The organism is Pseudomonas arabinosi, assembly GCF_047758675.1.
Classification (GTDB): domain Bacteria; phylum Pseudomonadota; class Gammaproteobacteria; order Pseudomonadales; family Pseudomonadaceae; genus Aquipseudomonas; species Aquipseudomonas arabinosi.
Genome location: NZ_CP180480.1, coordinates 3,906,526 through 3,931,679, shown reverse-complemented (window position 1 = coordinate 3,931,679; position 25,154 = coordinate 3,906,526). Strand labels below are relative to the sequence as shown.

Annotated in this window: 22 protein-coding genes and 2 pseudogenes; 1 reads left to right on the top strand and 23 read right to left on the bottom strand. The window is 54.3% G+C overall.

The window, feature by feature from the left end; genetic code table 11:
* Positions 1-22: 22 nt before the first annotated feature.
* The 8 genes from ACMXYJ_RS18310 to ACMXYJ_RS18275 all read right to left on the bottom strand — a co-directional run bounded on the left by ACMXYJ_RS18310 (position 23) and on the right by ACMXYJ_RS18275 (position 8,821).
* Positions 23-388 (bottom strand): histone-like nucleoid-structuring protein, MvaT/MvaU family, encoded by a 366-nt coding sequence (locus ACMXYJ_RS18310; RefSeq protein ID WP_415756309.1) that lies wholly within the window; start codon positions 386-388, stop codon positions 23-25.
* 222 nt (positions 389-610) lie between these two features.
* Complete coding sequence (locus ACMXYJ_RS18305; protein ID WP_415756308.1) at positions 611-2,029, bottom strand: aldehyde dehydrogenase family protein; 1,419 nt, start codon at positions 2,027-2,029, stop codon at positions 611-613.
* 12 nt (positions 2,030-2,041) lie between these two features.
* Positions 2,042-3,082, bottom strand: a complete 1,041-nt coding sequence (locus tag ACMXYJ_RS18300; protein WP_415756307.1) for a homoserine dehydrogenase — start codon at positions 3,080-3,082, stop codon at positions 2,042-2,044.
* Positions 3,083-3,196: 114 nt separating this feature from the next.
* The gene (locus ACMXYJ_RS18295; RefSeq protein ID WP_030130664.1) at positions 3,197-3,634 is read right to left on the bottom strand and encodes an Lrp/AsnC family transcriptional regulator; all 438 of its coding nucleotides are present in this window, start codon (positions 3,632-3,634) and stop codon (positions 3,197-3,199) included.
* On the bottom strand, positions 3,631-5,019 hold the full coding sequence (gene thrC / locus ACMXYJ_RS18290) for a threonine synthase (RefSeq protein WP_415756306.1): 1,389 nt from the start codon (positions 5,017-5,019) through the stop codon (positions 3,631-3,633). The genes ACMXYJ_RS18295 and thrC overlap by 4 nt, the downstream gene beginning before the upstream one ends.
* 18 nt (positions 5,020-5,037) lie before the next feature.
* A complete protein-coding gene (locus ACMXYJ_RS18285; protein ID WP_415756305.1) occupies positions 5,038-5,928 on the bottom strand; it encodes a LysR substrate-binding domain-containing protein in 891 nt (296 codons plus the stop codon).
* 51 nt (positions 5,929-5,979) lie between these two features.
* On the bottom strand, positions 5,980-7,416 hold the full coding sequence (locus ACMXYJ_RS18280) for an amino acid permease (RefSeq protein WP_415756304.1): 1,437 nt from the start codon (positions 7,414-7,416) through the stop codon (positions 5,980-5,982).
* A 136-nt stretch (positions 7,417-7,552) separates the two neighbouring features.
* Positions 7,553-8,821, bottom strand: coding sequence for a cystathionine gamma-synthase family protein (locus ACMXYJ_RS18275; RefSeq protein ID WP_415756303.1), 1,269 nt, complete (start codon positions 8,819-8,821; stop codon positions 7,553-7,555).
* A gap of 238 nt (positions 8,822-9,059) precedes the next feature.
* Here ACMXYJ_RS18275 and ACMXYJ_RS18270 point away from each other — a divergent pair, with 238 nt between their 5' ends.
* On the top strand, positions 9,060-9,392 hold the full coding sequence (locus tag ACMXYJ_RS18270; RefSeq protein ID WP_415756302.1) for a hypothetical protein: 333 nt from the start codon (positions 9,060-9,062) through the stop codon (positions 9,390-9,392).
* A 102-nt stretch (positions 9,393-9,494) separates the two neighbouring features.
* Here the strand turns inward: ACMXYJ_RS18270 and umuC are convergent, their stop codons facing one another.
* From umuC to ACMXYJ_RS18195, 15 genes and pseudogenes are all read right to left on the bottom strand, one after another.
* On the bottom strand, positions 9,495-10,775 hold the full coding sequence (gene umuC, locus ACMXYJ_RS18265) for a translesion error-prone DNA polymerase V subunit UmuC (RefSeq protein ID WP_415760752.1): 1,281 nt from the start codon (positions 10,773-10,775) through the stop codon (positions 9,495-9,497).
* Positions 10,762-11,196 (bottom strand): LexA family protein, encoded by a 435-nt coding sequence (locus tag ACMXYJ_RS18260; RefSeq protein ID WP_415756301.1) that lies wholly within the window; start codon positions 11,194-11,196, stop codon positions 10,762-10,764. The genes umuC and ACMXYJ_RS18260 overlap by 14 nt, the downstream gene beginning before the upstream one ends.
* A 323-nt stretch (positions 11,197-11,519) precedes the next feature.
* Positions 11,520-12,737: a DUF3422 domain-containing protein gene (locus tag ACMXYJ_RS18255; protein ID WP_415756300.1), complete on the bottom strand. Its 1,218-nt coding sequence runs from the start codon at positions 12,735-12,737 to the stop codon at positions 11,520-11,522.
* Positions 12,738-12,841: 104 nt separating this feature from the next.
* Positions 12,842-13,027 (bottom strand): annotated as a pseudogene (locus ACMXYJ_RS18250) (methyl-accepting chemotaxis protein); the annotation flags it as partial.
* Between the two features lie 108 nt (positions 13,028-13,135).
* Positions 13,136-13,414: pseudogene (locus ACMXYJ_RS18245) on the bottom strand (PAS domain-containing protein); the annotation flags it as partial.
* A gap of 494 nt (positions 13,415-13,908) precedes the next feature.
* On the bottom strand, positions 13,909-15,591 hold the full coding sequence (locus ACMXYJ_RS18240) for a hydantoinase B/oxoprolinase family protein (protein ID WP_415756299.1): 1,683 nt from the start codon (positions 15,589-15,591) through the stop codon (positions 13,909-13,911).
* Positions 15,588-17,639, bottom strand: coding sequence for a hydantoinase/oxoprolinase family protein (locus ACMXYJ_RS18235; protein ID WP_415756298.1), 2,052 nt, complete (start codon positions 17,637-17,639; stop codon positions 15,588-15,590). The genes ACMXYJ_RS18240 and ACMXYJ_RS18235 overlap by 4 nt, the downstream gene beginning before the upstream one ends.
* A gap of 56 nt (positions 17,640-17,695) precedes the next feature.
* Complete coding sequence (locus tag ACMXYJ_RS18230; protein ID WP_415756297.1) at positions 17,696-18,409, bottom strand: TorF family putative porin; 714 nt, start codon at positions 18,407-18,409, stop codon at positions 17,696-17,698.
* Positions 18,410-18,580: 171 nt separating this feature from the next.
* The gene (locus ACMXYJ_RS18225) at positions 18,581-19,870 is read right to left on the bottom strand and encodes a purine-cytosine permease family protein (protein WP_415756296.1); all 1,290 of its coding nucleotides are present in this window, start codon (positions 19,868-19,870) and stop codon (positions 18,581-18,583) included.
* A gap of 160 nt (positions 19,871-20,030) precedes the next feature.
* The gene (locus ACMXYJ_RS18220; protein WP_415756295.1) at positions 20,031-21,773 is read right to left on the bottom strand and encodes an aminopeptidase P family protein; all 1,743 of its coding nucleotides are present in this window, start codon (positions 21,771-21,773) and stop codon (positions 20,031-20,033) included.
* A 29-nt stretch (positions 21,774-21,802) separates the two neighbouring features.
* Positions 21,803-22,342, bottom strand: coding sequence for a peptidylprolyl isomerase (locus ACMXYJ_RS18215; RefSeq protein ID WP_415756294.1), 540 nt, complete (start codon positions 22,340-22,342; stop codon positions 21,803-21,805).
* 135 nt (positions 22,343-22,477) lie between these two features.
* Positions 22,478-22,966 (bottom strand): Lrp/AsnC family transcriptional regulator, encoded by a 489-nt coding sequence (locus ACMXYJ_RS18210; RefSeq protein WP_193076621.1) that lies wholly within the window; start codon positions 22,964-22,966, stop codon positions 22,478-22,480.
* Between the two features lie 309 nt (positions 22,967-23,275).
* Positions 23,276-23,653: a hypothetical protein gene (locus tag ACMXYJ_RS18205; protein ID WP_415756293.1), complete on the bottom strand. Its 378-nt coding sequence runs from the start codon at positions 23,651-23,653 to the stop codon at positions 23,276-23,278.
* Between the two features lie 161 nt (positions 23,654-23,814).
* Positions 23,815-24,027: a hypothetical protein gene (locus ACMXYJ_RS18200; protein WP_415756292.1), complete on the bottom strand. Its 213-nt coding sequence runs from the start codon at positions 24,025-24,027 to the stop codon at positions 23,815-23,817.
* A 21-nt stretch (positions 24,028-24,048) separates the two neighbouring features.
* Positions 24,049-24,546, bottom strand: coding sequence for a hypothetical protein (locus ACMXYJ_RS18195; RefSeq protein WP_415756291.1), 498 nt, complete (start codon positions 24,544-24,546; stop codon positions 24,049-24,051).
* Between the last annotated feature and the right edge of the window lie 608 nt (positions 24,547-25,154).

Sequence of the window (25,154 nt, the reverse complement as noted above, 5' to 3'; positions counted from 1 at the left end):
CCCTTTTGTACTCAAACTAAAATCACTTTGTCAGCCAGGACTCTACAGTGTCGGAACCGTATTTCGCTTTCCATTCCTTCAGCGTTTTGTGGTTGCCGCCTTTGGTTTGGACGACTTCATCGGTGTGCGGATTTTTGTAGATCTTCAATTGACGTGGCTTACGGCTGCCGGCTTTCGACTCGACGGCTGGAGCGCGACGACCAGCCTGGGGATCCAACAAGTTGATCACGTTCAGCAGGCTGTAACCATACTCAGCAAGCAAAGCGCGCAGTTTGGTCTCAAATTCGATTTCTTTTTTTAGGCCAGCATCGCCTTTCAGGGCTTCGAGAGCTTCGAGCTGTTGGGCCAGGTGTTTTTCGAGCTGGCGGAATTCTGCGAGCTTGGACATGGTTAACCTCGTAAATGACTGCATGCAAATGTGAGATAGGGTTAACCAAAGAAGTTGTCCGTTCACCGCTTTACAGTTGAGGTCAGGATATCTCACAAAGCATCGCGCGTGCACTTCTGTGTAAGTTAGTGCGATCCACTTCCACTTTTTAGCGCAGGGGACATCGGGCGTGATAAAAAAGCGTCCACCCGATGTGAGCCGATGGCAGTTTACTTCGCAGGTTTAATCCAGCTCGCTGATGCAGACTACTTTAGGCTGCGTCATGTCCTCATACGCAAATCGAACACCTTCGCGCCCCAGACTTCCGTACTTAAAACCACCGAAAGGCATGGCATCGAAACGATAATCGGAAGAATCATTGATCATCACGCCACCCGCTTCAATCTGACGCGCTAGTTTCAAAGCCTTGGAAATATCACGTGTGAAAAGACCTGCATGCAAGCTGTACTCTGTTGCGTTTGCCAGAGCAATAGCGTCATCCAGATGGTCAAAAGGCTCCAGGATGACCACCGGCGCGAATACTTCCTGCTGCCAAATCGTACTGCTATGTCTCACATGCTCAAGCACGGTCGGCGCATAACTTCCCACTTGGCGATGGTGCCCACACAGAAGAACAGCACCTTCAGCCAGTGCTTCATTAACCAATTGCTCGGTACGACGGGCCGCCTGCTCCGTAATCATCGGGCCCACATCCGTTGCTCGCTGATCAGGATCGCCCACCACCAATTCACGTGTTTGGCTGACAAAACGCTCACGGAAGTCCTCATAAATTGAACTATGAATAAGGATGCGCTGCGTGCCGATGCAATTTTGCCCTGCTGCCCAAAAAGAACCAGATACACAGGACTCCACGGTCGGTTCGATTTCACAATCTTCAAGCACGAGAACCGGGGCATTTCCTCCCAGATCCATTGCCAACTTTTTCAAACCAGCACTGCGAGCAATGGCCTCTCCCGTGGCAAAACCACCCGTAAAGGAAATCATCCTAACTTCGCGCACCTCCACTAACGCTTTACCCAAGTCGACGCCACCAGTAGCCGGGGTTATCACTGAGGGTGGAAGACCCGCTTTCACCAAGCACTCAACGAGCTTGAGAGCAGACAGCGGCGCGAGTTCCGAGGGTTTCAAAATCACCGCATTGCCACCGGCGATTGCCGGGCCGAGTTTATGGGCGACCAAATTCAGCGGATCGTTGTAGGGAGTGATCGCGACGATAAGCCCCAACGGTTCCCTCGTGAACCAACCTTGACGCGATTCCGATCCTTCATAAGCCCCAAATGGAATCACTTCCCCGGCGTTACGACGCGCCTCTTCCGCCGATAGCTTCAACGTGTTCACGCAACGTTTCACTTCCTTCTCTGCTTGTCGCAGCGTTTTTCCCGCCTCTGCAACGATCAGCTTGGCAAATGCATCAGACTCAAGCTCCACACACCTGGCGGCGTCCTCAAGAATGCGCGCACGAAGGTGACGTGGCATTGCCGCACTCTCGCGCACGCCGATTCGCGCGCGTTCCAGCAAGCCAGGAACTGCGGCTGCATCGAGGCAAGGAACGCTCCCTACCAAGCGACCATCAAATGGACTGAACACATCAATCTGCTTAGCTTCAACAAGGTGGATACTGGCCATGCTGGATATGCTCATGACTATCTCCTGTTATTTGCCGTGGGCGGTGTGGATGGCGACGATGTCCGACAACAATGCAAAGGCCGTCTCTATACGCCCTGCTCCAGGGCCGGACACCGTGACAGCTCCCAGCAGTTCGGTATTGAATGACACGGCATTTGTAGCACCGCAAATTCCGGCAAGAGGATGTGAGGTCGACAGTAACCGAGCTTTCACACTCGCTCGAACCGAGCCATCGGCTTCACGATCGGCTGAGCCAATCAGTTTCCAGCTCGCGCCATTGGCACTTGCCTGAGCAATATCTTCCGCGCTGATATTGCTGATGCCCGAACACGCTACATCACTGACATTCAGTCGTGCATTCAGAAGTTCGTTGGCTAGGATGACCACCTTGAGGCGTACGTCGAACCCCTCCACATCGGCGGTTGGATCTGCCTCGGCGTAGCCGAGCTGTTGCGCTTGTACGACGGCATCGTTGAACGTTAGGCCGTCTTTCATTTGGGTGAGCACGTAGTTGGAAGTGCCGTTCAGGATGCCTTCGAAGCCTTGTACGCTGGCGCCCGCCAAGGCCTGCTTGGCCAGACGAATCACTGGGGTGCCACTCATCACCGCCCCCTCGTATTCGAAAGCGACCTGATTGCGACAGGCCAACGCCTTGAGCTCGGCACCGTGCAGCGCAATAGGCCCCTTATTGGTGGTCACTACATGAATGCCACTTTCCAAGGCCCAGCGGCAAAAGGTAGTAGCAGGCTCGCCATCCACCGGATTGGTGAAAGTGGCCTCAGAGATGATGTCTGCACCGGAATGCTTGATCACGGTTTCGTTGAAGGCCTCAGCATTGCCGCCCGGCAGTTGAGCGAATGCACCTTTCTCAACCGGCAGCGCAACCAACTGCTTTGCATCCAGACCGTCTTTAGCAACGATTGAGCCGAGGAACAGATCGGTGACACCGACAATTTTAATAGTGAAGCCCAGGGACTCTTTCCACTCGGCATTACGATCGGCGACCAATTGGGCGAAACCACGGTTCACGCCACCAAACCCTACCAAGGCGATTTTGTACTCAGTCATAAAAGCTGTTCCTTATTGATGTTGTTCGATAGGAACATCCTAAGAGCCGAGCTTTGGCAGTTGAATATGGCAAAATGCTGTATTAGCTGGGCGTTTTGCCCAAGCGCTATGTTTTCAAAACACAGCAGAAAGAACGAACGAGGTCACGGTGTTTTCCACCCCGGGCATGGCCGCGATTTCCTTCCAGACGAGATGGACACGTTCAGGTGTGGCGGCATTCACGCGCAGCATCAAATCGAACTCACCACTGAGCACTTCACATTGCACGACTTCAGGAATGGAGCGCAGCGCAGCCAATACTTCTTCGCCACGCATGCGGTCGTAGCGGTAGACAAAGATCACCGCGCTGATAAGCGATGTAGGCCGCCGTGACTCACCGAGAAGTACCGTATAGCCCTGGATCGCACCGTCGCGCTCAAGACGCTCGATGCGCTGGCGCACAGCATTGCGCGACAAGTTGATCTTGGCACCCAGTTCGATATGGGCTATTCGCGCATTGGCGGTAAGTTCGGCCAGTATGCGTTCGTCCAGCGGATCTAGAATGCGCTTCATGCAAGCCTCTGCTGCGTCAGACGAAGCGCCTGGCACAGACCGTCCAGATCACCCTTGGCCAGGTACGGTGGTTGCGCGCGCACCTCGACAGTGCTCGGAACGCTTGCTTGCCAGACGCCAAGCTCGGCCAACAGCGCCGCCGACTTGGCCGGCGCAATTTGCCCGAAGGTGACCATCGGTGCCCCCAGGCTGCGTCGATGAAGCCGGCCGGCCAGTACACCGACAGCGGTGTGAGGATCGATGGCCGAACCTGTCTCTCGGAACAGTTCGACCACCTCATCGCGCACCTGGGATTCGTCTACCGCATAGGAATCGAAGAGTACTCGGGCACGCAGCCATTGCTGGTTGCCGATGCTCATTTCTCCGCAACCTTCAAAATGCTCCATCAGCGCTTTTGTTGAGCAGCCATCGTGCTCGTAAATCTCCCAGATAAACCGCTCCAGGTTGGAAAACAACGAGAAGTCCATCGCCGGCGACACTGTTCGATTAGTCATCCGGGTCGAGTAGCGATTGCAATGAAAAAACTGGTGTAGAGCATCATTGCTGTTGGTGGAAATGATCACCTGATTGATGGGTAATCCCATTTTCTGCGCAATGTAGCCGGCGTAGATCTCGGCCGAGCTGGCAGCTGGAACGCTAAATCCAACGGGACGCGAGCCACCGCCCAGTTGTAACGCGGCGTGGAAGTAAAAAACAATCTGGGCCAGGACGCCGATCCAATTGGTCGAGTTGAAACAGACCGGCATCACTCCGTCCAACGGCCACTCACGCAAGAGTCGGGAGACCAGCGTCTGGCAATCGTCAAAATTACCGTCAACCGGAAACAGCTGAACCCGCTGCGGGTCGGCTGCCTGCAAGGCACTGAGTTGCTCAGACGCAAGCCCGTCGCGCGGATACAGTATCGCCATGCGGGCGGCCGGGCAGTTAGCAAAGGCTTCAAGCGCCGCGACGCCGGTATCACCGTTAGTTGCACCGACCACCAACGCTTCTTTACCGACCTCCTCCAGAAAATGCTCGACCAGGCGCGACTGCAATTGCGCGGCGAAGTCCTTGGAAGAACCGGTCGGGCCATGAAACAGCTGGAGTATCCACTCGTTATGCCCGATCTGCTCAAGCGGCGTAATAGCGCGATGCTTGAATTGTTGATAGCTGTCACTGAGCAAGGCACGCAGGGTGCTTTCGTCTATGGAAGAGCCAACAAAAGGCGAAATCACTCGCCAAACCAACTCATCAAACGGCAGCCACGACCAGCTGGCAATCTGTTTCTCGGTGAATACAGGCAAACTGGCCGGGACATAGAGACCACCATTTTCGGCGAGCCCCGACAGAACCACACTGCGAAAATCAGCACGCATGTCGCCGCCGCGAGTGCTTACATAATGCATGACAACTCCAAATCAGTTTTACAAAAGGCGATGGGCTTGAGCCACAAGCCAGGTAGAAAAATTTGCGGCATCAGGCGATAGCACTTCGGTCTGTTCGTGCACCAGATAAAAGGATTCGCTTGCCTCGATTCGGTGATTGAATGGCGCAACCAATTGCCCACTCTGAAGCAAATCCTCGACCACCGAAGACCGTGCGAGCGCAACGCCCTGCCCCAGTTCGGCCATGCGGATCGTGGAAATCAGCGTGTCAAACTGAAGACCACGGGAGTAGTCGACGTCGTCTGCTCCAACTCGCTTCAACCAGTAACCCCAACCTTCTTCGTACCCCAACACATGAAGCAGTGAATGGTTCATCAAGTCGCGAGGCTCATGTATTGGTGAGCTGGCCATGAGCTTTGGGGAGCAAACAGGCTGAAGGATGTCCCAAGTCAATCGCTGAGCGTGCAAGCCCGACCACTCACCGCATCCCCAGCGAATCTCTAGATCATCCTCACCGTCTGGTTCTTTCACCCAAATATTGCTGATATATCGAATATCAATCTGGGGATACTCCCGACAAAAATCTGCGAGCCGGGGGGCCAACCAATAGTGAAGAAAGGAAAGGCTGCCACGCACCTTTAAATGTCTTCGATTGTGCTGGCCGAAAATCTCGTTTGTGCCGACTGCAAGGCGACTGATCGCGTCTTGTACGACAGGCAGGTAGGACTGCCCTTCCTCGGTCAAGCCAAGCCCTCGAGGTAAGCGCTTGAACAGCGCCACACCGAGGTGACTTTCTAACTGACGGATCTGCTGACTCACAGCCCCTTGAGTCAAATAGAGCTCTTCTGCCGCGTGGGTAAAGTTTAAAAAACGCGCCGATACTTCGAATGCCCTCAACCAATTCAAGGGTGGTAGTGACTTTTGACTCATCGGCGCAACCTCATCAGGGCTTTATCTATGCTCAATCATTGCCTGAGAAATTCACGCGGTGCTAGAGGAATGAACAGCTGCGGCTAAAGCCAACCGCTCTGCTCTCTTGTTTCGAGTGATCCAGTAAACGAAATAACACCACGCGATAAAGGGGAGGCCGAAGTAAAGCGCCACTCGCTGCTCAGGATCAAAAGCGATACCGACACAGGCCAGCAGACAACACAAAATCGCACCGATAGGCACCCACGGATAGCCACGTACACGGAAATGTAGGTCTTCAACTCGTCCACCATTAGCGACGTATTGACGACGGAACGCGATCTGGCTTGCAGCAATGCTCATCCACACGACTACGACCGCCAGACCGGAAATGGACACCAAGGCTAAGTAAACCGTATCAGGAGCAAACACACTGCTGAGCAGAGAAGCCACTGCACCCGCCATACTAAGAACGATGGCGTTCACTGGTGTACCCCGACTGGAAAGCCTAGCGTAGCGCTTAGGCATATGTCCTTGATCGCTCAATGTCCACAGCATGCGCGATGCTGCATACAGCCCCGAGTTAGCGGCGGAAATCAGTGCCGTGAGAATGACGAAGTTCATAATGTCGGCAGAGTATGGGATGCCAATCAGCTCAAACACCATGACGAATGGACTTTCTACGAGCCCTGCCTGCTCTCGTGGCAGTAACGTCGCAAGGACGAAAATTGTCCCCACGAAGAACAGCGCCAAACGCACCACTGTCGTGCGGATTGCCTTGGGCACGCTAGTTTGTGGATCTTGCGCTTCACCTGCCGCAATCCCGATCAGCTCAGTTCCGGAAAATGCGAATGAAACAGCTAGGAGGGTCATTGCAATGGGTAAGAACCCGGTGGGGAACAGCCCCTCACGCGTGAAGTTGGAAAGTCCCGCACCCTGCAAATTCTGTACTTGAAAAAGACCGAAAATTGCCGCTCCGCCGATCGCAATGAACGTGATAACGGTCAGAACCTTAATCAGCGAAAGCCAAAATTCAGTCTCCGCGAACAACCGGACGGAAACAACATTGCTTAAGAAGACTGCAATGGCAAACAGCGCACTCCAAATCCAGACCGGCGTGTCAGGAAACCACCGAACCATCAGTATGCCCGCAGCTGTAAATTCTGAACCGATAGCTACTGCCCATGTGAGCCAGTAAAGCCAGGCCACTGTATAGCCTGTGCCTGGGCCCAGGTATCGCGTTGCGTAGCTACTGAACGACCCGGTTTCTGGCATCTGTACAGCCAACTCACCGAGACAGACCATGACTAAATACACCATCACCGCACCGATGATGTAAGCGATCACCGCACCAAGCGGCCCTGCCTGATTAACCGTGTAACCGGAGGTAAGGAATAACCCCGTACCAATCACACCGCCCAACGCCAACATAACGATGTGACGAGTTTGCATTTCCTTTTTGAAATGCGAGTTTGGATCGGGCTGATTATCTTCTATCTGTGTGGTCATAGTTGTATTCTCATGAAATGTTCGGACAAACACCTTGTAACTGGCTTTTGGGCAGTACAATTTTGTTGTCGCTGGATTTTATTATTTTCATTCTTCATGAAGGGCTTAAGATGAATATCGAAAGTCCTGCCCGTACTCAGGCTTCTACCTCAATGAAACGTTGGGCACTGTCAGCGTGAAGGCTTGCATCACCTTGTTTGCTTCGCACTGAAGCGAAGGCTTGTTTTAGATCAGCCAATAAATCTGCTGAATCTTCAATACCTACGGACACTCGAACCAAACCTTCAGAAATTCCAAGTGCCTGACGTTCTTCCAAGGTATTTTCCACGTGACTGGTCGTCCGAGCCGGCCCATAGATGGTCTCGACAGCTCCCAAATTACCCGCCCGATGCGCATATCTGAGCAGCGGCAGCAAACGAGTCACTGTGTCCATGCCACCTCTCAGCACGAAACTTACGATGGCTCCGAATCCGTTCATTTGCGAGCGAGCGATGTCATGCCCCGGATGTTGAGGCAACCCCGGATAGTTCACAGACTCGACCAGCGGCTCGGTACAGAGGTACTCGGCCAAAAGTTGTGCGCTAGCCTGTTGCTGGCGAAGACGCAGAGCCAGAGTTTTGATGCCTCGGATGATTAGATACGCCGAAAAAGGATCCAGCGAGGCCCCATTGATTTCGCGGTAATGGCGAACTTGAGACATCAAGTTCTCGGCGCCGCACACCACACCGCCGAGTACATCACCATGACCAGACAGGAATTTGGTCGCGCTGTGCACAACCACATCAACGCCTAAAGCGAGCGGATTCTGATTCAGAGGCGTCGCGAATGTATTGTCCGCAACAACCAAAGCACCCACTCGCTTCGCCGCTGCCACCAGGCGCCGAATATCAACGATTTTCAGCGTTGGGTTCGTGGGTGTTTCCAGGTATAGGACACTGCAGCCTTTAGCGATTTCCTGCTCAAGTGCCACGGTGTCGAGCGTATCGCAAAGGGTTACTTCCACACCCATGCGTGGAAGAAACTCCTCAAAAATTTTGTTCGTACCACCGTAGCTGTCCCGTGTAGATATCACACGCTGCCCATAGGATAGGAAGGTGTGTAGTACGCCGCTGATTGCAGCCATTCCGGTACTGAAAGCTACAGCCGATTCCGCGCTTTCGAGCTCACAGAGTTTATCTTCTAAGACAGAGACAGTGGGATTGCTCATCCGGCTGTAAATGAAGCCGGGCTCCTTTCCCAATGCCACGTCATACCACTTATCGATATCGTCATAGCCATAGGCGGCACTGACCACGATGGGCGTCTGGGTCGCATTGTAGGGATGTTGAACTTGCTCTCCTCCCCATACGACTCGAGTCCCCATCCCAACCTCTGAAGCTTGGACGGGGCGTTTCTTATTTTCCATAAAATTGTCTCGCATCAAGGGAAACACAACCGTGTTCCAAGTGGGCTTGGGAGGACTATAAGGAAGGCTCATGCTTGTGAAAAATCATGATATCTGGGAGTAAGGGGTGCTTTTTTTAATGGCTGGATGCGAGTTACAGATTGTCAAACCGTTACTAGCTGAGAGCACCTCACCAACATTCAGCTGCGAGACATCACGTGCTGGGTATGCAGCACTAATGCACCATGGATTTGCAGAGATGAACCCAATGACTCCTGACGGTCGATACTTTGTAGTCAAAGGGCAGCTGTGGCGTTGCAGTAACCCATCACTGAGTGAGGATGTGCGGCAGCAATTGGTCAATGACTTGATGGCGGCGCGTCGTGAGGTAAAGGCAGCGAAAGCTTATGGCGATCCTGGGCAGCTGAAGTTGGCCAGGGCGCGCGTCCAAACGGCAAAGGTGGCGCTCGGGGAGCGCGGGCCGGTTTGGTGGGATGATGGCAGCCCTGACCTCAATAGATGTCAGGTCGCGAATTCGCCCTACGCTAAGTGGTACATCTCGTTGAACGCCGCAAACCCTCCTGTGAGTTGACCGCCAGACGCTTCAAAATTATGTCCCAGCGATAATTATTGCTGAGCCATAATTTAGAATAATTTAGCCAGTGCGATCGGCCGAAGCTAACGGCGATACGAGCTATCGACAATAGACAGTCCAAAGCTGATCAACACGAGTCGTGAAGCTCTGACTCATCAAATCCCGACGCATTCCCCAGTCTGGATCCGTTGGCACACTGGCAACACGCAATGTCCCCCTGCCCCACCTCCCATTTATTGCATCCAACACGCTCATTACTTTTTCGGTAGCTTCGGGTTGAGAAACAGAGAAAAGGTCATCGGTGTATTCACCCTTCTGACAGAGGCTGACAAGGAGAACCTCAGCCTTGCTGTATTTGAAACCTGGTCGAAAGATCCTATCCACCGCCTCTACGGCAGCCTTGGTCATCAATCGCACATCGTCGGTTGGGTAAGGCAGTTCAACCAGCACGCCATTGGCATATTTTGCTTCCTCAGGATTGAACATCCCGGTGCGAATGCTCACCCGGACTTTCTTACACAGCGATTTCTGTGCCCGGAGTTTCTCCGTAGCACGCTGCATGTAGGTGGCAACAGCTTCTTTGATTGGAGCAATTTCGGATAACCGCTTTCCGAACATCCGGCTGCAGCAGATTTCCTGCTTGGGCGGATCAGGCTCATCAAGCTCCAGGCACGGCGTACCCGCCAACTCACGGGCCGTCTTCTCGATTACCACGCTAAATTTCTTACGAAGCATCCAAGCATCAGCTTTGGAGAGATCCCAGGCGGACTTGATGCCCATGCCGTCCAGGTGAAGAGTCATCTTGCGTCCGACGCCCCACACGTCTGACACCGAGCATTTCTTCAGTACCCAATCCCGCTTGGTTTGGTCACGAAGATCGACGACACCACCGCTCTGCGCCTGCCATTTCTTCGCCGCGTGATTGGCGAGTTTGCTGAGCGTTTTCGTACCAGCAACACCTACTCCAACTGGGATGCCGGTACTCCGATACACCTGCGCACGTATTCGGCGTCCGAGAGCCTCCAGATCACCGGGCACTCCCGCCAAATCTGCGAAGGCCTCATCGATGCTGTAGACCTCAACTGCGGGCACGAGGGATTCGATCACGCTCATCACACGCTCGCTCATATCGCCGTAAAGTGCGTAATTGGATGAGAAGGCCACGATCCCGTGCTGCTTGAGTTTGTGTTTGATCTGGAAGTACGGATCGCCCATTTTTATGAATGGTTTGCTGTCCGCGCTGCGGGCGATCACACAACCGTCGTTGTTCGAGAGCACCACAATGGGTGTCTTCGCCAGGTCGGGACGGAAGACTCGTTCACAGCTTGCATAGAAGCTATTGCAATCGATGAGAGCGAAGACGGGCTCAGGCTTTTGGATCATGGGCACGTACGCTGAATGTCACCACACCCCAGATGATCAGTTCATCACCTTCGAGGATGTATCGCGGCGGGTAACCTGCATTCTCAGACATTAAGATGATGTCGGAACCTCGCTTGCACAGGCGCTTGCACACCGGCTCGCAGTTCACTGCCGCAATCACGATGTGGCCGTGTTCAGCGGTGATCGAGCGATCAACCACAGCCATATCGCCATCGAAGATCCCAGCGCCTTCCATGCTGCGGCCTTCGATGCGCACTAGGTAAATATGCGGTGCTCGGATATCCAGGATTTCGTCGATGGAGATGTGTTGTTCAAGGTGATCAGCCGCAGGGGATGGGAAACCGGCTGGTACTTTGAACGAGTAAAACGGAAGCTGGACTCCCCCTTTTGCTAGGGGGCCGAGAATGGTGACGCTCATGATGCATGCCTTGATCGAAACTGTATATACATACAGTTAACGTCGAAGCGCGCTTGCGGTCAATCTCGCGCAGGGGGAATTTCGACCGATGGATTTGCTGGTAGCCCATGCCGGAGGCTGGCAAAGAGGCTGGGCGGGCTGAGTCATCATCGGTTTCGGGGGGCCACCGGCAGCTACGAAATTGCGTTCAACCTGCCAGCGGCTTCCGTCCGGCTCATTGAATCTGTATCTGCAAGCAGTCGTTCAACGACTTCAATGTTGGGTGTGCACTCCCAGCGTTTAACACCACGACCTTAATGCATAAAATTAGTCAGATCACCGTATTAATGCTCTTTCACTTTCTTGATACGGAGGACGATCAACGCGAGAATACCGATCGCGAGCGGGGCCAATACCAGCATGGCCTCTCGGGGGGCGATCCCAACGCCTAGCAGGTGCAGACCTGAATAACCCAGTTTGAACACACTGAGCAGGTAGTAGGTAATGGCAATAATCGACAGCCCCTCCACCGCGCGCTGGATCTTGATTTGAGCATCGGCGCGAGCATTCAGGCTTTTCAGAATTTCCGAATTTTGCTCCTCCATTTCTACCTGAACTCGGGCTTGTAACAACTCGCCAAGGTTGGCCACACTTTTGGCCAAGTGCTCTAGACGCTGTTCGGTAGCGGTGCAGTACCTGACGGTAGGTTTGAAGCGTCGCTCGATAAATACGCCCAAACGTTGGCAATCACCTACGTGACTTTCTCGGAGCTCGCCCAAACGTTCGAACACCAATTGGGAATAGGCTTGCGTAGCACTGAAGCGGTGCCGGGTCTTCGCAGAGCTGCTCACCACTTGGGCAGAAAGGCTGGAAATATCTGCAAGCAGGGTCTTCGCATTACTGCCTTTTGGGTCGGCGTTCCGTTCGGAAAGAGTAACAAGAGTCTTGTCAAAAACATCGAGTTGCACGCTCAAGTCTTTGGCCATGGTCAACGACAATGAAGCCATCATCCTGTAGGTCTCGATTTCGAGCAGGCGGCGTATCATCCGTCCCTGGCGGTAGGCATTCAGGCGTCGGTTGATGAATAACATATGGTTGTTGCCATCCTCGCTAAGGCGAAAGTCACTCCAGACCATTGCGTCGCCACCACCCACGCAAGAACCGCTCGGATCCTTGAAACCATAACGGGACAGATCCAAGTGGGCTTCGCCACGCACTACGATCTGCACCGAGTTGATCAGCTGCGGCAAATGCGCTTCAACCTTCTGCGCCAGCACTTCAGGTAGTGATGTCCAGGACAAGTCATCACCTGATGAGGTGACCACCAGGGTCAAGGTGAAAAACTCGGCATGGCGTTCCCATTTCAGTGCATGGCCATCGAGTTGGGTAATGCCTTGGGCGGCATTCAGATCGAGGGGGCCAGGGCAGCAGTTTTCAAGGAATGCATAGCACTCCTGATCGCTGCCGAGGAAGGCCAGATGAAACACATGGGCCGGCTCATCGAAGTACAGAGACGGGCGCGCGTGTAGTTCGTTGTGCAGGCGTTGTCGTAACGGGTGCATGTAGTGTGGCCATTTTGAAGTTGGTTGACTTGACTACGAAACCAGGGACTTTTCGGTTTAACCTTCACCCACACCAGGCCCGCAATTGAAGCTCAACACGTAGTGAGCATCTCCTGAATTTGTTGCGTAGCCACACTCGTTCGCTTGGCTAGTTTTTTCACTTCGTCTGCCACAACGGAAAAGCCTCGTCCAACGACGCCAGCCCGAGCGGCTTCAATTGCAGCATTCAGTGCGAGCATATTCGTCTGATCGGCAATGGTTTTTATAACACTCACAACTTGAGAAATCTGACCGTAAGTTGCCTGTATACGGGCGATCTCTCTTTCATGGATGGCGGCAGCCAGCTTTTCGTCAGATATGTCTCGTACAGCACCGATCATTCGACAAGTTTTTCCATTGTGATCCCGCACGACCCTGCCTCTCTCACGGAACCAGATGTCTCCTTTAGTCCTGTGCTGCATTCGATACTCAACAACGTAGCAGTTGCTGCTATCTCCAGATTGGAGGTAGGTATCGACAACCCGCAGCACGGCATCAAGATCATCGGCATTGATCAGGCGCTCATAATTACCCCAAGAGGCTGCCAACTCTGACTCGGAATAATCGATCAACTTTCTGAACTGCTTCGACCAGCACAAGGTGTTTGCGTTGTTGTAGACGTCCCCGCCAACGACCATTAGCTCCCAATAGCCTTCGGTCAACGTGTCGTTGACTGCATTCCACACCAGCTTCTCAAGCTCATGTACTTCCTGCCGAGATTTGCTTTCTTCGATCAATAGCCCTGACTGATCCAGGCCCAGATGCAGGGCTGCAATCTCGCCTTCTTTTTCTTGCAGTTGTTTTTTTAAAGCCTCGACCTGTCCTATGACTGAACGGGTAACCTCATGGCAATGGGCTTTGTGCTGTAAATCAATCCATGCATGGCGAAAGTGCATCAGGCTCGCCAACAACTCCGGATAGCAATGGATTACATCGTCGCCGGGGATATCCGCCTGCTGCCCGGCGGCAAGTTTTGATAAAACGTCACTCAATTGCTTGGAAAGAGCATCGACCTTTCGATGAGAAAACATCATTCGTCCTCGATAAAAACAATCGAAGCCAAGCCGTCCCTGGCAGGTACTGCTGGCATGTGTCTCGTTACCAGCCTTGGCAATCAAACGTTGCCGTTGAGTTAAATCCGTGACATCTGCTCGGGGTAGTAGCGCCGAGCTTGTTCAGCCGAGATGTAGTCGTTTTTGATATCGTCCTGAATAGCCTCCAGGCTCCGCGCTTTTGTCGGCCCCCAACCACCGCCGTTTGCCGTGACCAGACGCAGCAAATCGCCTTTTTCAAGCTCTACACGATTGGCTCGACTGAAGCGTTCGGTTGGCCCCTGTGCGCGAATGACTTCGGCGTAGTTGCACGAGCCGTCATGACCCGCGTCAATGCCCCACGGTGGGGTGATGCCTCGCCCGAAGAATGTCGACACCCAAGCCTTGGGCGACAGGATCCGATAATCGAGCATTACCCCTCTTCCACCACAGTGACGCCCTGCGCCACCCTCTTCATGATGAAAACCATAGCGCTCGACCAACACCTCATAACAACGCTCGGTCAACTCGACCGGAATATTGCTGGTTTCACCATTGCCCACACAGAACTGACCGCTCTCTCCGTCCTTGTCATACCCGGCGCCCCAACCACCAACCAACGGCTGAACCATAAGGTACTCATCGTTGGTAATGGAGTTGCGCCCGTTCAACACCATTGAGCATACGGAACCGAGTTGCCCTGCGATCAAGCGATCCGGCAGCACTTGAGCCAATGCGCGACGTATCACATCGGCTGCCGCTACCATTGACTCGAAGTAAGCAGACACCGGCGCCGGACGCTGAGCCGTGCAGATGGTGCCAGGTGGACAGATCACTTCAATTGGGCGGAAACACCCGGCATTGGCCGCAATACCAGGTCGCACAACGCCCATGAACACTTCGCGTACCGCTGACTGCAGACCGCACAAGGTATTGTTGATCGGCCCTTGCGCTTGCAGGCTTGAGCCAGTGAAATCAGCCACGAAGCGACCTTCACTGATCTCGACTTTGACTTTCACCGTGAACGGCCCGTTGCCTAGGCCGTCTTCGTCGATGACGTCCTCGGCATAAAAAACGCCCTTGGGCAGGCCTGCAAACGCCGCCAGCGTCATCGCCTCGCCGTGCTCGAGCAACCGCTCGATGGCATCAAGGGTGGTTTCTTCGCCATACTTGGCCACGATCGACAACAGCCGCCGCTCCCCCACGCGCAAGGCAGCTGCGCAGGCATGCAGATCACCCAGCGTCATGTCTGGCAGGCGGACGTTGGCAGCAATGATGTCCACTACAGCCTGATTGATCCGACCACGGTCATAGATGCGTACGGTAGGAAACTGCAGACCTTCCTGGTAAATCTCTGAGGCATCGGAACTGAAGCTGCCAGGATCCTTGCCACCCACCTCCGTCCAGTGAGCCTTGTTGGCCGTCCAGGCGATCAGGCGCTCGTTATGGAAAACCGGCATGATCATCGAGACATCCGAAAGATGTGTGCCACCGCCGCCGTATGGGTCGTTGGTTATGAACATGTCGCCCGGCAAAATATCGGTCAGCGGGAATTTCTCCATCACGCTGCGTACGGCGCCATCGAGCGTGCCGATGAAGCCAGGAATGCCGTTGCCCTGGGATATCAACTGTCCTGTCGCATCAGTAAGGCCAATGCCGTAATCCAGTGCCTCATAGATGATCGGGCTCATGCTAGTGCGTTTGAGGGCAATGAACATCTCTTCGCCAATAGCAACCAAGGCGTTTTTGATAATTTCGCGGGTAAATGGATTGGCGTTGCTCATGCCGAAACCTCCTGCACGTTGATATGGATATGAAGGCCACCGTACTTGTCGACTTCAAGCCGATCGGCTGGGCGAACGACTGTCGTGGTGGTCGCCTCTTCGATGATCGCCGGGCCATCGATCCGCATACCGCTGAGCAGCGCAGAGCGTTGGTACAGGGGCGTCTTGATAGGTTGTTCAGGCTCGAACTCAACCCAGCGCCGACCACTCAATGCAACTTCGGCTGTAGTCGAAGTACTCACGCCTATGGGCGCCATGGGCGATTTGGGTACTTCGCCAAATGCCACCAAATGGAGGTTGACGACCTCGATCGGTAACTCCAGCCGGAAGGTGTAGGCCTGTTCATGCTGCGCGTGAAAGCGCTCGAGTATTGACAGCAACTGCAGCTCTTCAAGCGCTACTTTCACGGTGTGTTCCTGGCCGGTATAACGCGCATCGATGTGCCATTCGAAACGGAGCTTTTCGGGCGGCATACCGTCGTCGGCAAATTGTGCTTCGGCAGTGGCCTGAAGACTGGCAAAAGCCCTGGTCAAGCCATGCAGCCCTTCGTCATCGAGCAGTTGCAGGTGCGTCTGTATGTAATCGCGGCGGGAATCGAGCATCAACATGCCCCACGCCGAAAAGACACCGGCAAACGGCGGAATGATGACTTTCGGAATACCGAGTTCTGCAGCCAGGGCAGCGGCATGCAATGCCCCGCCACCGCCGAAGGCCATAAGCGCGAAGTCTCGAGGATCATGACCACGGTTGACCGAAATCAACTTGAGCGCATTGACCATGTTGGCATTGGCAATTTGCAATACGCCATGGGCCAGCAGTTTGGCGGATACGCCAATCTGCTCTCCGAGTTTTGTAAAAGCACTTTGCACCCCTTCGACATCCGGTTTGATTTCGCCACCGGCGAAGTCATCCGGATTGATCCGGCCCGTAAAGAGGTTGGCATCGGTGGTCGTCGGTGCCATACCGCCTCGACCATAAGCGACTGGCCCCGGTGTGGAGCCTGCACTTTGCGGGCCTACACGCAAGCTACCCGCCGCGTCGACCCACGCCAGACTGCCACCGCCATTGCCGATTTCAACGATGTCCACGACAGGTGTCATGATCGGATATCCTGCACTGATCGCGGTCTTCTCGATCACGTAATCGTTGCTGATTTCCACCTTGCCGTCATGGATCAAGGAGCACTTGGCCGTTGTGCCGCCGATATCCAGCGCCAGCAACTGGTTTTCCCCAATCAACTGGCCGTAGGCCTGCGCCCCGAGAATGCCACCGACCGGCCCGGACTCCACCAGGCTGATCGGATCTTGCTTGGCCGCATTGACCGGGGAAATGCCGCCGTTGGACTTCATGATGAAGGGTGCCGATCGCAGCCCTTTATCTGTCAGGTGTGTGGACAGATTATCCAGATAGTCTCGCGTAGCAGGCATCACATAAGCCGACAACACCGTGGTACTGGTGCGTTCATATTCACGCAGCGCACGGCTGACCTGATGCGAAGCGATGACCGCCACTTGCGGCCACAACTCGCTCACGGCAGCCATCAATTGCTGTTCATGCACGGGGTTGCAATAGGCATGTAGCAGGCAGATCGCGATCGCTTCCACGCCCTCCCCCCGCAAGGTGCCGAGGATGGCTGGTAGGGCTTCAAGGTTCAGGGGGGTGACGACTTCACCGCGATAATTCAATCGCTCACAGATTTCCAGACGCAGATGACGGGGCACGAAAGGCGGCGGCTTGCGGTAGTAGGTATTGAAAATATCCGGCGTATTGCCTCTGGCAATCTCCAGCACATCGCGAAATCCACGGGTGGTCAGCAAGGCGGTTTTGACACCCTTGCGTTCGGTCAGGGTGTTGATCACCACAGTCGAGCCATGGGCGAAAAATTCGATATCGGCGTAACTGACGCCACTTTTGGCGACCGCATTGAGCAGTCCCTGTTCAAAGTTCGGAGGTGTGGTGTCGGCCTTGACCGCGTTGATCACGCCGTTTTCCAGATAAACCAAGTCAGTAAAAGTGCCACCGATATCGGTAGCCACACGGATTGTCATAAGTCCTCCTGCAGTCACGCAAAAGCCGGCCAGGCGCAGGGCCGCCGGCTGTTATTTCAAAAAGTGTGGGAAACGGTGAAGATCAGGCGGCCGTCATTACGCAGGTACTCGCCACTGTTGTAGAAGCGACCCGACAAGTCGGTGTCGACCCAGCTCAGTTTTGTATTGACCGGGCCGAAGCTGCGTTTGAGTGCTACTTCCCAGTTAGAGTATTCATGGGCGCCCGTCATTTCTGTCTGGCGAAAGTACTCGCCAAAAGAGTGACCAGCCAAGAAAGTCAGATCGACTTCCAACGGCAGATTGAAGGTGTAGTCGGCCGCCACATACTGTGACGACTGAGACGTGCTGATCATGTCATTGGAATAGTAGAGATACGTGTTCAGGTTGCCGTAACCGAGACTGAATCCAATCTCCGGATAGTTGATGTTGTAGTTGGTCGAAGGGAACGTGTAGTAGTAACCGATCACGCCATAACGCAATCCGTTTTCCAGTTGGCCGTTATAGCCACCGTAAAAGTCGATCTCGATGTTCGCGCCATCGTCATAGGGGTCGCCACTTTCGAAGCTGTCGGTATTTGTCGCCCAGGCGCCGACAAATAACCCGCTCTCGCCGGCCCAGTCCAGGCTCAAACTCAATGCCGGATGGTTACCGGAATAACCGATACCACGAACCTGGTACTCAGAGGTTAAAGCCAGTGTGCTGGAGACTTGGGCATGGGCTGCGCAACTGAATCCGAGCGCTGCCATCACGATGAGTCGGATGATGTTCATTAAAACTGCTCCTGAACTTCTAAAGCTTTTTATGGGCGTTGCGGTTGGCAGAAAAAAAGCGAGCCATCCCCGTCGAACACAGGCTTGCAGTGTTCGTTTTTCTAAAAACGGTCATGGCTTCGCCCTCCGGGTAAACTCCCGGGTCAACGCATTGGTTGGGGAATTATCGGTTTACGAGTGCGACGGCACTGCCGTAGAAACAGGGATCAATCGGTGTAGCACCAAGTACGCGACGAGGGCCACCAGTAGCGAGTCCAACGTGGGTTGCGATGTCAGCGTCCAGCCTTCAAAGGACGTCATCCAGGCGACTGCGCTGGCCAGCGCCCAACTGATTAGTGCCGGCCAGCCAAATGCGGAGGACTGTTTCAGCGCATCGATGTCATAACGTTGATGACGTACCACAAAGAAGTCCGTGACATAGATACTCGCCAATGGCGGGATCACGATGCTCAAGGCCATGACAAAATCCAGGAAATGCGTCATGAACCCACCGACAGCCAGGCCGGTTGCCAGTACGCTTCCCCCCACTGTCAGCTTCCAGCTCGCGGTACGGCTGACGGTCGCCAGCGTGAGCGTCGCGGAATACAAATTCGCGGTGTTGGTGATCCAGGTGGATAACACGAGTACGGCCAAGGCCGGCAGCAGTACGCCGAGGCTAGCCATGATCAACATGATTTCGCTCTGGCCGGTAATGATCGACAACAAGCCACCGACGATAAGCACAAACGGAAAACCTGCGGCCATTCCAAGAATGGCAATCAAGGCATCTTTTTCAGTACGTGCATAACGAGTGAAATCAGGCATCAATACCGGTGTCAAAATCACCATGCCAATGGTACTGGCTATCGCCAGTGCGAGGCTGTCGCCTGAGCCCAAGAACCCGCCCAGTTGACCGGGCGCTGCGCGCTGGACGCCAAGGTACAGTGCAAACAGCATGAACAGCGCCATAAGCGGCACCGAATAAATCGACAGACGATCCAGGCCACGTAATCCATAAATGGCCATCAATGTCATCAGAATGCTACCCCAGACGCAATGCACCCACGCCGGCGTGACAATGCCCCATGAACTTTGCAACGCGCTGGCCACTGTGCTGCCGAAGATATCCGCAGTGGCAGCATAGAACCCCAGCAAGGTTACAGCCATGGTCAGGTTGATCAACTTGGCGCCATGGCGGCCGAAGGAAAACTGCAGAATCATGTAGGTACTTAGCCGTGTCCGCACACCGACCATTGCGGTCAATGCACACAGCAAACCGAGTACCGCACATACCCCGACGAAAATCAGCGAAGCAGTCGAGAACCCAACTTTCTGAGTTACGTCTGCACCCAGCCAGAACACAGGCAAGGTCATCCCAATCCCAAAGGTAATAAGCGCCAACCCGATTCCAGAGACCGTTTCGGACTGGGGCACAGGTCTGCGATCGTACCCGTCGGGAATCACATTTTCTGAACTGTTCATGCTCGCCTCTATACTGGCAACGCCTGCTCTCCCACTATGAAGTGGGAGGCAAACCGACTATTAGAATTGTTTTGAGGCGCTCGCGAACGCTGGAAACATGATGTCAGCCCTCCTGAAATCTAACTGCGCTTTTGCAGGGGCCAAGAAAAACAATCAACGGTTATTCAGCAAGAAACTGCATGTTGTTCGGTAGCGTTTGCCGCAGCAACCATGCTGCGACGTCCGGCTCCAGAGAGGCCGCCAATGACACCCGAACAGTCCAATGATACTCATCGAGCCACTGAGCTTCGGCCTGGCTCAGCAGTCCACGGTCAATCAGTTCAATCGCAAACGGCGCCATGGTAAGGACTTGGAACTTGAGGAACCCGGGATGCGCCTCGGCCTCAACTACTTCATAGAGGTTCTCGATGCGGATCCCCAGCTCACCGGATAGGTAAACACCCGGCTCGATCGAGGTCACCATGCCCGCTTGCAGTGGTACCGCGCTGGCGTGGGGGGCAATTCTGTGGGGCCCCTCGTGCACATGCAGATAGCTGCCAACCCCGTGTCCGGTACCATGGGCGTAGTCCAAACCTTCACGCCACATCACCTGCCGCGCAACGCTGTCCAACTGCTGTCCACTGGTGCCTATAGGGAACATACAGCTAGCCAGTGCGATATGGGCGCGCAGCACGGTGGTGTAAAGGCAACGCTGACGTGCGGTCGGCGTGCCGCAAGCCACCACCCGGGTCACGTCGGTCGTCCCCTGGGGGTATTGGCCACCGGAATCGATCAGTAACAGCTCACCGTGCTTGAGCTTTGCCGCCCGCCCAGGCTTGGGCAAGTAATGGGGCTGAGCACCATTGGCACCGGTGGCGGCGATGGTCTCGAAACTCACGCCTTGGTAATCGGGATGCCGAGAACGCCAGCCCTCCAGAGATTCGACAATCGACAGTTCGCTCTGCCCCACAAATCGGTCGCAGCGGCAGTGGAACGCATACAGAAATCGGCACAAAGCGAGTCCATCGATACGGTGCGCTTCACGGCTGCCATGTAACTCAGCGGGCTGCTTGCAAGCCCGTTGCAGAAGTAGGGGATTTGGCGCCTCATAAAACACACAACCGGCGGACTCGAACTGACGATAAACAGCGGCGGTGCACATACGGCGATCAACCCATACCTTTTGGCCATGCAGTTCGGAGATGGTCTGGGCGAGCCACTGGGGTGGACGTACAGTCACCGTAAAGGGAAGCCAACCTTCGGGCAGTTGCAGGCGGTTGGCATCAATGAACCAATCCAGACGACCATCTGCGTATAGCAGAGCGTTGCTGAACGGCAATGGGGCGATACCGATATCCTGACCCCGCACATTTAAAGTCCACGCCAACATATCCGGTGCAGGCAGCCACAAAGCATCGCACTGCGAAGCGCTCAAGCTGGCAGTGAGGTGTTCGAGCTTGTCTTGCGCAGCCATACCTGCATGTTGCAGCCCCAAGGCAAGCACTGGGCTGTTCGGCGACGCCGGGCGATTGCGCCAGCATTCAAGCACCGGATTGTCTATGGACTCGTGCCAGTTGAAGCCCGATTGCGTCGCCATGACCTGCCAGCGCTCGCACTCATCGACGCTGTGCAGCCTTGAATCGCAGGCGATGGTTGCGCCGGGTTGCAACTGCCCGCGCAGCCAACTGAACAGATAACTGTCGTCCAGCATCAAGGTCTCGAACTGAACGCACTCCTGGCGGGCCTGCTCGGTATAGCGACCATCGACTAGCAGCGCCGCGCGTTCTTTTGTGAGAACCGCCAGCCCTACACTGCCACTGAAACCAGTCAGCCAGTACAAGGCTTCGTCAGCCGGCGCCAGGTCTTCGTTGAGGTAAGCATCGCTACGGGGAAGTAAAAATGCATCGTATCGACGCGCTGCCATTACCGCCCTTACATCCGCATGGCGCCCCATCACACACCTCGCGGCTGACGATAGGCTCGCACAATGGCAATCTCAGCCTCGGGCGGCAAATATTCCTGCGCTCCAGCATGGCCCCAGATAGCCTCTACCACATCCATACCCGCGCAGACCTGCCCGAACGCGGCAAAGCCCAGGCCATCCGGATGGCGAGCGCCGCCATGATCGAAGTGCGGCTGATCGCCGATGCAAATGAAAAAATCACCCTCGGCACTATTGGCCTCGTCACGCCCCAACGAAACACTGCCATGTCGATGGCTCAAGCCGGTCTGCAGAGTGCTTTCGAGCTCGATCATGGGTAAATTATTGGCTGCCAAGGGGCGCGTGCCGCCGTGCACGACACTGATGCGCACAGAGTCTTCCGGTTGCTGATTGGACGGATTGACGATGCGGAAAATGCTGGTGCCGTCGTAGCGACCACTCTCCACGTACGCCAGAAAATTCGCGGTGGTCAGCGGTGCCTGCTGGCCAAACAGTTCGAGTGTAAAGGCCCCCAGTGCCGTTTCCAGGGTGACGTACGCAGATGCAGACATGACTGTTCTCTCCCTCAGGATAAAACCATCATTGTCCGCAAAGACGGCGATGCAAAAGATTGAGATAGCCCGTGTTCATTGCACTTGCTGCGGGATGTGCGGTCATTTACCGCAGATTATGCAGGTCGCTCGCCGTCATTCCCGCCAAATCAGATTCTCTAGCGGATAACCGGCAAACCACTTGGTTTTGTCGAGAATGATGCTGCTGTTGATTTTCAGGATGTTGGGGTTTTCATCCAGCAACTGCTCACAGAGCGTGTTGAAATCGGTAACGGTCGAACAGGTGGCCAAGGCTATGTAGTCGAACTCTCCATCGACCTTCAGGCAATCGACCAGCTCGCGACGCTTGGCGATGAAGCGTTCGAACTGAACACGCAAATGCCCCGCGTGATCGCGCAGGCTGAACATGACATAGGCCATGACATTGATACAGATCGCATCGATGTCGATCGACGCCATGTAGGCGCGAATGTAACCGGCATCCTCCAGCGCCTTGGTTCTTTGCAGGCAGGCGCTGGGGGAAAGATTAATCTTCTCGGCCAGCTCCAAATTGCTGATCCGAGCATTGCTTTGCAGATTTTCGAGGATTGCTCGGTTGATACGATCCAACTTCACTTTTTTCATGTTGCCTCTACGCCAATCAACAATAGACCCTAGGATCTAGCGAAAAAATTTGTGCCACGAGACTGACATGAGGCCAGCGATCTGGATAGCCCGTACCTCTTTGCTTTAACGGGCAATCGCTTAGGTGTTTTTCAGGATGCCTTTGTCTAAGGTGAAGTCAGCACTGCTGATTGGTTGGATGAGCACACCAGTGCGGGGACTAGGAAAATGTCCAAGGATTACCCGCCCTGAACAGTGCTTCGCGAATTCTTAAACTGGTGCATTAGCGGTCTGCTGTTTCATCGGGTCGATGGCTTGCATCAGATCACTTCATTTGCTGTCGTCAGAGGGTGACCGATGGATGTGCTCGATGCATCGTACGCGCAGCCAACGCCCTTCTCTTAGAACCCCGGTCTGCCCACAAACTTCGCAGGTCGAGAGCGAGCGTTCTTCTGCAGTGGCAACCGCTCCACGGCACGCCGAATCACCGCCAGAAAAATAGAAGCGCAACCCACCAAACTTTTCTTTGACTTGGAGCACCTTTACTTGAGGAACATCAGGATGAGAATCCAGGTGAATTTGCAAAGTGCGGCACAGTTCATCAATCAGATTTAACCATCCCGGCAAGCATGCAATCTCCCGAAGATGGGTATCGGAGAAAAGCTCTGGATAGCGCCCTCGTAAAATGGGCAATAGTTCATCCGTCATATGATTCCAATGCTCCACTGTCTGTATTAGAGCTCGCCGCTAGTGCCGGGGCAGCAGACAAGTTTGCGCGCCTCGTTGACACACACTCATCAAGGACGACTTTCGATAACTGACCTGCAACCTGCAATCGCCTCTTCGCGCTAGCGCCTAGCCCTATGCTCTCAATGCTCAGTAGGCTCGGCAGCGCCCCAATCTGGTGGGTTTTCGACGATATCGATCGACATCTTCAATTCAAATTGCATATGCGCAAAAACTGTATCGAGGTTCGGATGAGCTCCCGAATCGCGCAAGGCATTCACCACGTGCAGTAGCTCTCGACCCTGCGCGACCGGCATTTGAACATCGCAGTACACCGTGTAGTCATCAAGAGCCATCGCCAATCCTCCGCATATTTTCTAATCTATGTTGGGGTACAAAGCTGAAGCCAAACCCTTGTAAAGCAATGCAAGGATCCGGGCGTCCAATAGGGCGTGATGTGGCAGGTCAGGGAGCTCCACATTTTGCAGAGCGTTGGTGCTCACCTTGCTGATCAGCGTGATGAGGTTCGTCGGCCGGTTAATGACATGTGCTGGCCAGCGGTGATCCACGTATGCCAGGTCACAAAAAAAATCCCAGTCCCAATTCGGGGCATCCGTACATATTTCGAGGGGCTCATCAAAGCACGCAAGGAAACCGCTTAAAGCTGCTTGAGCTCCCGACAAGGTTTGACCATGCAGCGATGGGTTGAGCTGTGGGAGTACGTGCTCGATGACAAAATCACTGCAGTCACTGAAGTCGTAAGTATCCGAAAGCTCGACATAGAACTCCTCTCCGGACTCCGCCACCAGAGCGAGTGAGATGAGCTTTGTGTCTTGGTTGAGCTGAGAAAACTCGCAATCCAAAAAGAGCTTCATCCTTTGCGTTCATCCATCAGAATCGACCTTCTGTCTCACATCAAACCCATTGAACTCGCCGAGGTGAATATTTCGACACGGCGTTAATTCTATGTACCGGCGTGCGATTAGGTAATCAGGAAAATCAGACAGCAGGGAATATTCGTCCGCAGCCTCACAGGTCTGACTTTTGTATACCTCAATCGTCTCAAGAAGGTCGAAATCTTTAAGCGCTGTGAATGGGCCGCAGCGATTGTATGACGCAAAAATGCCGTACGATAAGCTGAGTTGCTCTCCTTTTCGAATGAGTAATTCCACCTTCTACCCCCGTAAATTTCGCGGATCATCCGATAGACGCCCCTAGAGGCCGGCAGCCTTCTTGAACCTCGTCTGTAGTGAGAGCTCGTCTAGTGAAAACTACATTTAGTTCGCCGTAGAAAGCTTCTAAAACTAGCCCTGCCATTATCTCGCTTGAAAGAGGCAACGACGTATCGGGAATTCTGAGTGGTTAGCACCCAGTACCGCCCTTCCTTTTGCACGCGACGGATATCGCTGGTGCGCAAAAAGTGTTCGTCTGCATAGCGCCCATGAGGGCCTTGATTAACGTGACCATAGACGATACCGATCGC

Bases quoted from the DNA above. Each gene is read 5' to 3' on its own strand.
- ACMXYJ_RS18310 (WP_415756309.1), bottom strand. From the start codon at position 388: ATGTCCAAGCTCGCAGAATTCCGCCAGCTCGAAAAACACCTGGCCCAA.
- ACMXYJ_RS18305 (WP_415756308.1), bottom strand. From the start codon at position 2,029: ATGAGCATATCCAGCATGGCCAGTATCCACCTTGTTGAAGCTAAGCAG.
- ACMXYJ_RS18300 (WP_415756307.1), bottom strand. From the start codon at position 3,082: ATGACTGAGTACAAAATCGCCTTGGTAGGGTTTGGTGGCGTGAACCGT.
- ACMXYJ_RS18295 (WP_030130664.1), bottom strand. From the start codon at position 3,634: ATGAAGCGCATTCTAGATCCGCTGGACGAACGCATACTGGCCGAACTT.
- thrC (WP_415756306.1), bottom strand. From the start codon at position 5,019: ATGCATTATGTAAGCACTCGCGGCGGCGACATGCGTGCTGATTTTCGC.
- ACMXYJ_RS18285 (WP_415756305.1), bottom strand. From the start codon at position 5,928: ATGAGTCAAAAGTCACTACCACCCTTGAATTGGTTGAGGGCATTCGAA.
- ACMXYJ_RS18280 (WP_415756304.1), bottom strand. From the start codon at position 7,416: ATGACCACACAGATAGAAGATAATCAGCCCGATCCAAACTCGCATTTC.
- ACMXYJ_RS18275 (WP_415756303.1), bottom strand. From the start codon at position 8,821: ATGGAAAATAAGAAACGCCCCGTCCAAGCTTCAGAGGTTGGGATGGGG.
- ACMXYJ_RS18270 (WP_415756302.1), top strand. From the start codon at position 9,060: ATGAACCCAATGACTCCTGACGGTCGATACTTTGTAGTCAAAGGGCAG.
- ACMXYJ_RS18260 (WP_415756301.1), bottom strand. From the start codon at position 11,196: ATGAGCGTCACCATTCTCGGCCCCCTAGCAAAAGGGGGAGTCCAGCTT.
- ACMXYJ_RS18255 (WP_415756300.1), bottom strand. From the start codon at position 12,737: ATGCACCCGTTACGACAACGCCTGCACAACGAACTACACGCGCGCCCG.
- ACMXYJ_RS18240 (WP_415756299.1), bottom strand. From the start codon at position 15,591: ATGAGCAACGCCAATCCATTTACCCGCGAAATTATCAAAAACGCCTTG.
- ACMXYJ_RS18235 (WP_415756298.1), bottom strand. From the start codon at position 17,639: ATGACAATCCGTGTGGCTACCGATATCGGTGGCACTTTTACTGACTTG.
- ACMXYJ_RS18230 (WP_415756297.1), bottom strand. From the start codon at position 18,409: ATGAACATCATCCGACTCATCGTGATGGCAGCGCTCGGATTCAGTTGC.
- ACMXYJ_RS18225 (WP_415756296.1), bottom strand. From the start codon at position 19,870: ATGAACAGTTCAGAAAATGTGATTCCCGACGGGTACGATCGCAGACCT.
- ACMXYJ_RS18220 (WP_415756295.1), bottom strand. From the start codon at position 21,773: ATGGCAGCGCGTCGATACGATGCATTTTTACTTCCCCGTAGCGATGCT.
- ACMXYJ_RS18215 (WP_415756294.1), bottom strand. From the start codon at position 22,342: ATGTCTGCATCTGCGTACGTCACCCTGGAAACGGCACTGGGGGCCTTT.
- ACMXYJ_RS18210 (WP_193076621.1), bottom strand. From the start codon at position 22,966: ATGAAAAAAGTGAAGTTGGATCGTATCAACCGAGCAATCCTCGAAAAT.
- ACMXYJ_RS18205 (WP_415756293.1), bottom strand. From the start codon at position 23,653: ATGACGGATGAACTATTGCCCATTTTACGAGGGCGCTATCCAGAGCTT.
- ACMXYJ_RS18200 (WP_415756292.1), bottom strand. From the start codon at position 24,027: ATGGCTCTTGATGACTACACGGTGTACTGCGATGTTCAAATGCCGGTC.
- ACMXYJ_RS18195 (WP_415756291.1), bottom strand. From the start codon at position 24,546: ATGAAGCTCTTTTTGGATTGCGAGTTTTCTCAGCTCAACCAAGACACA.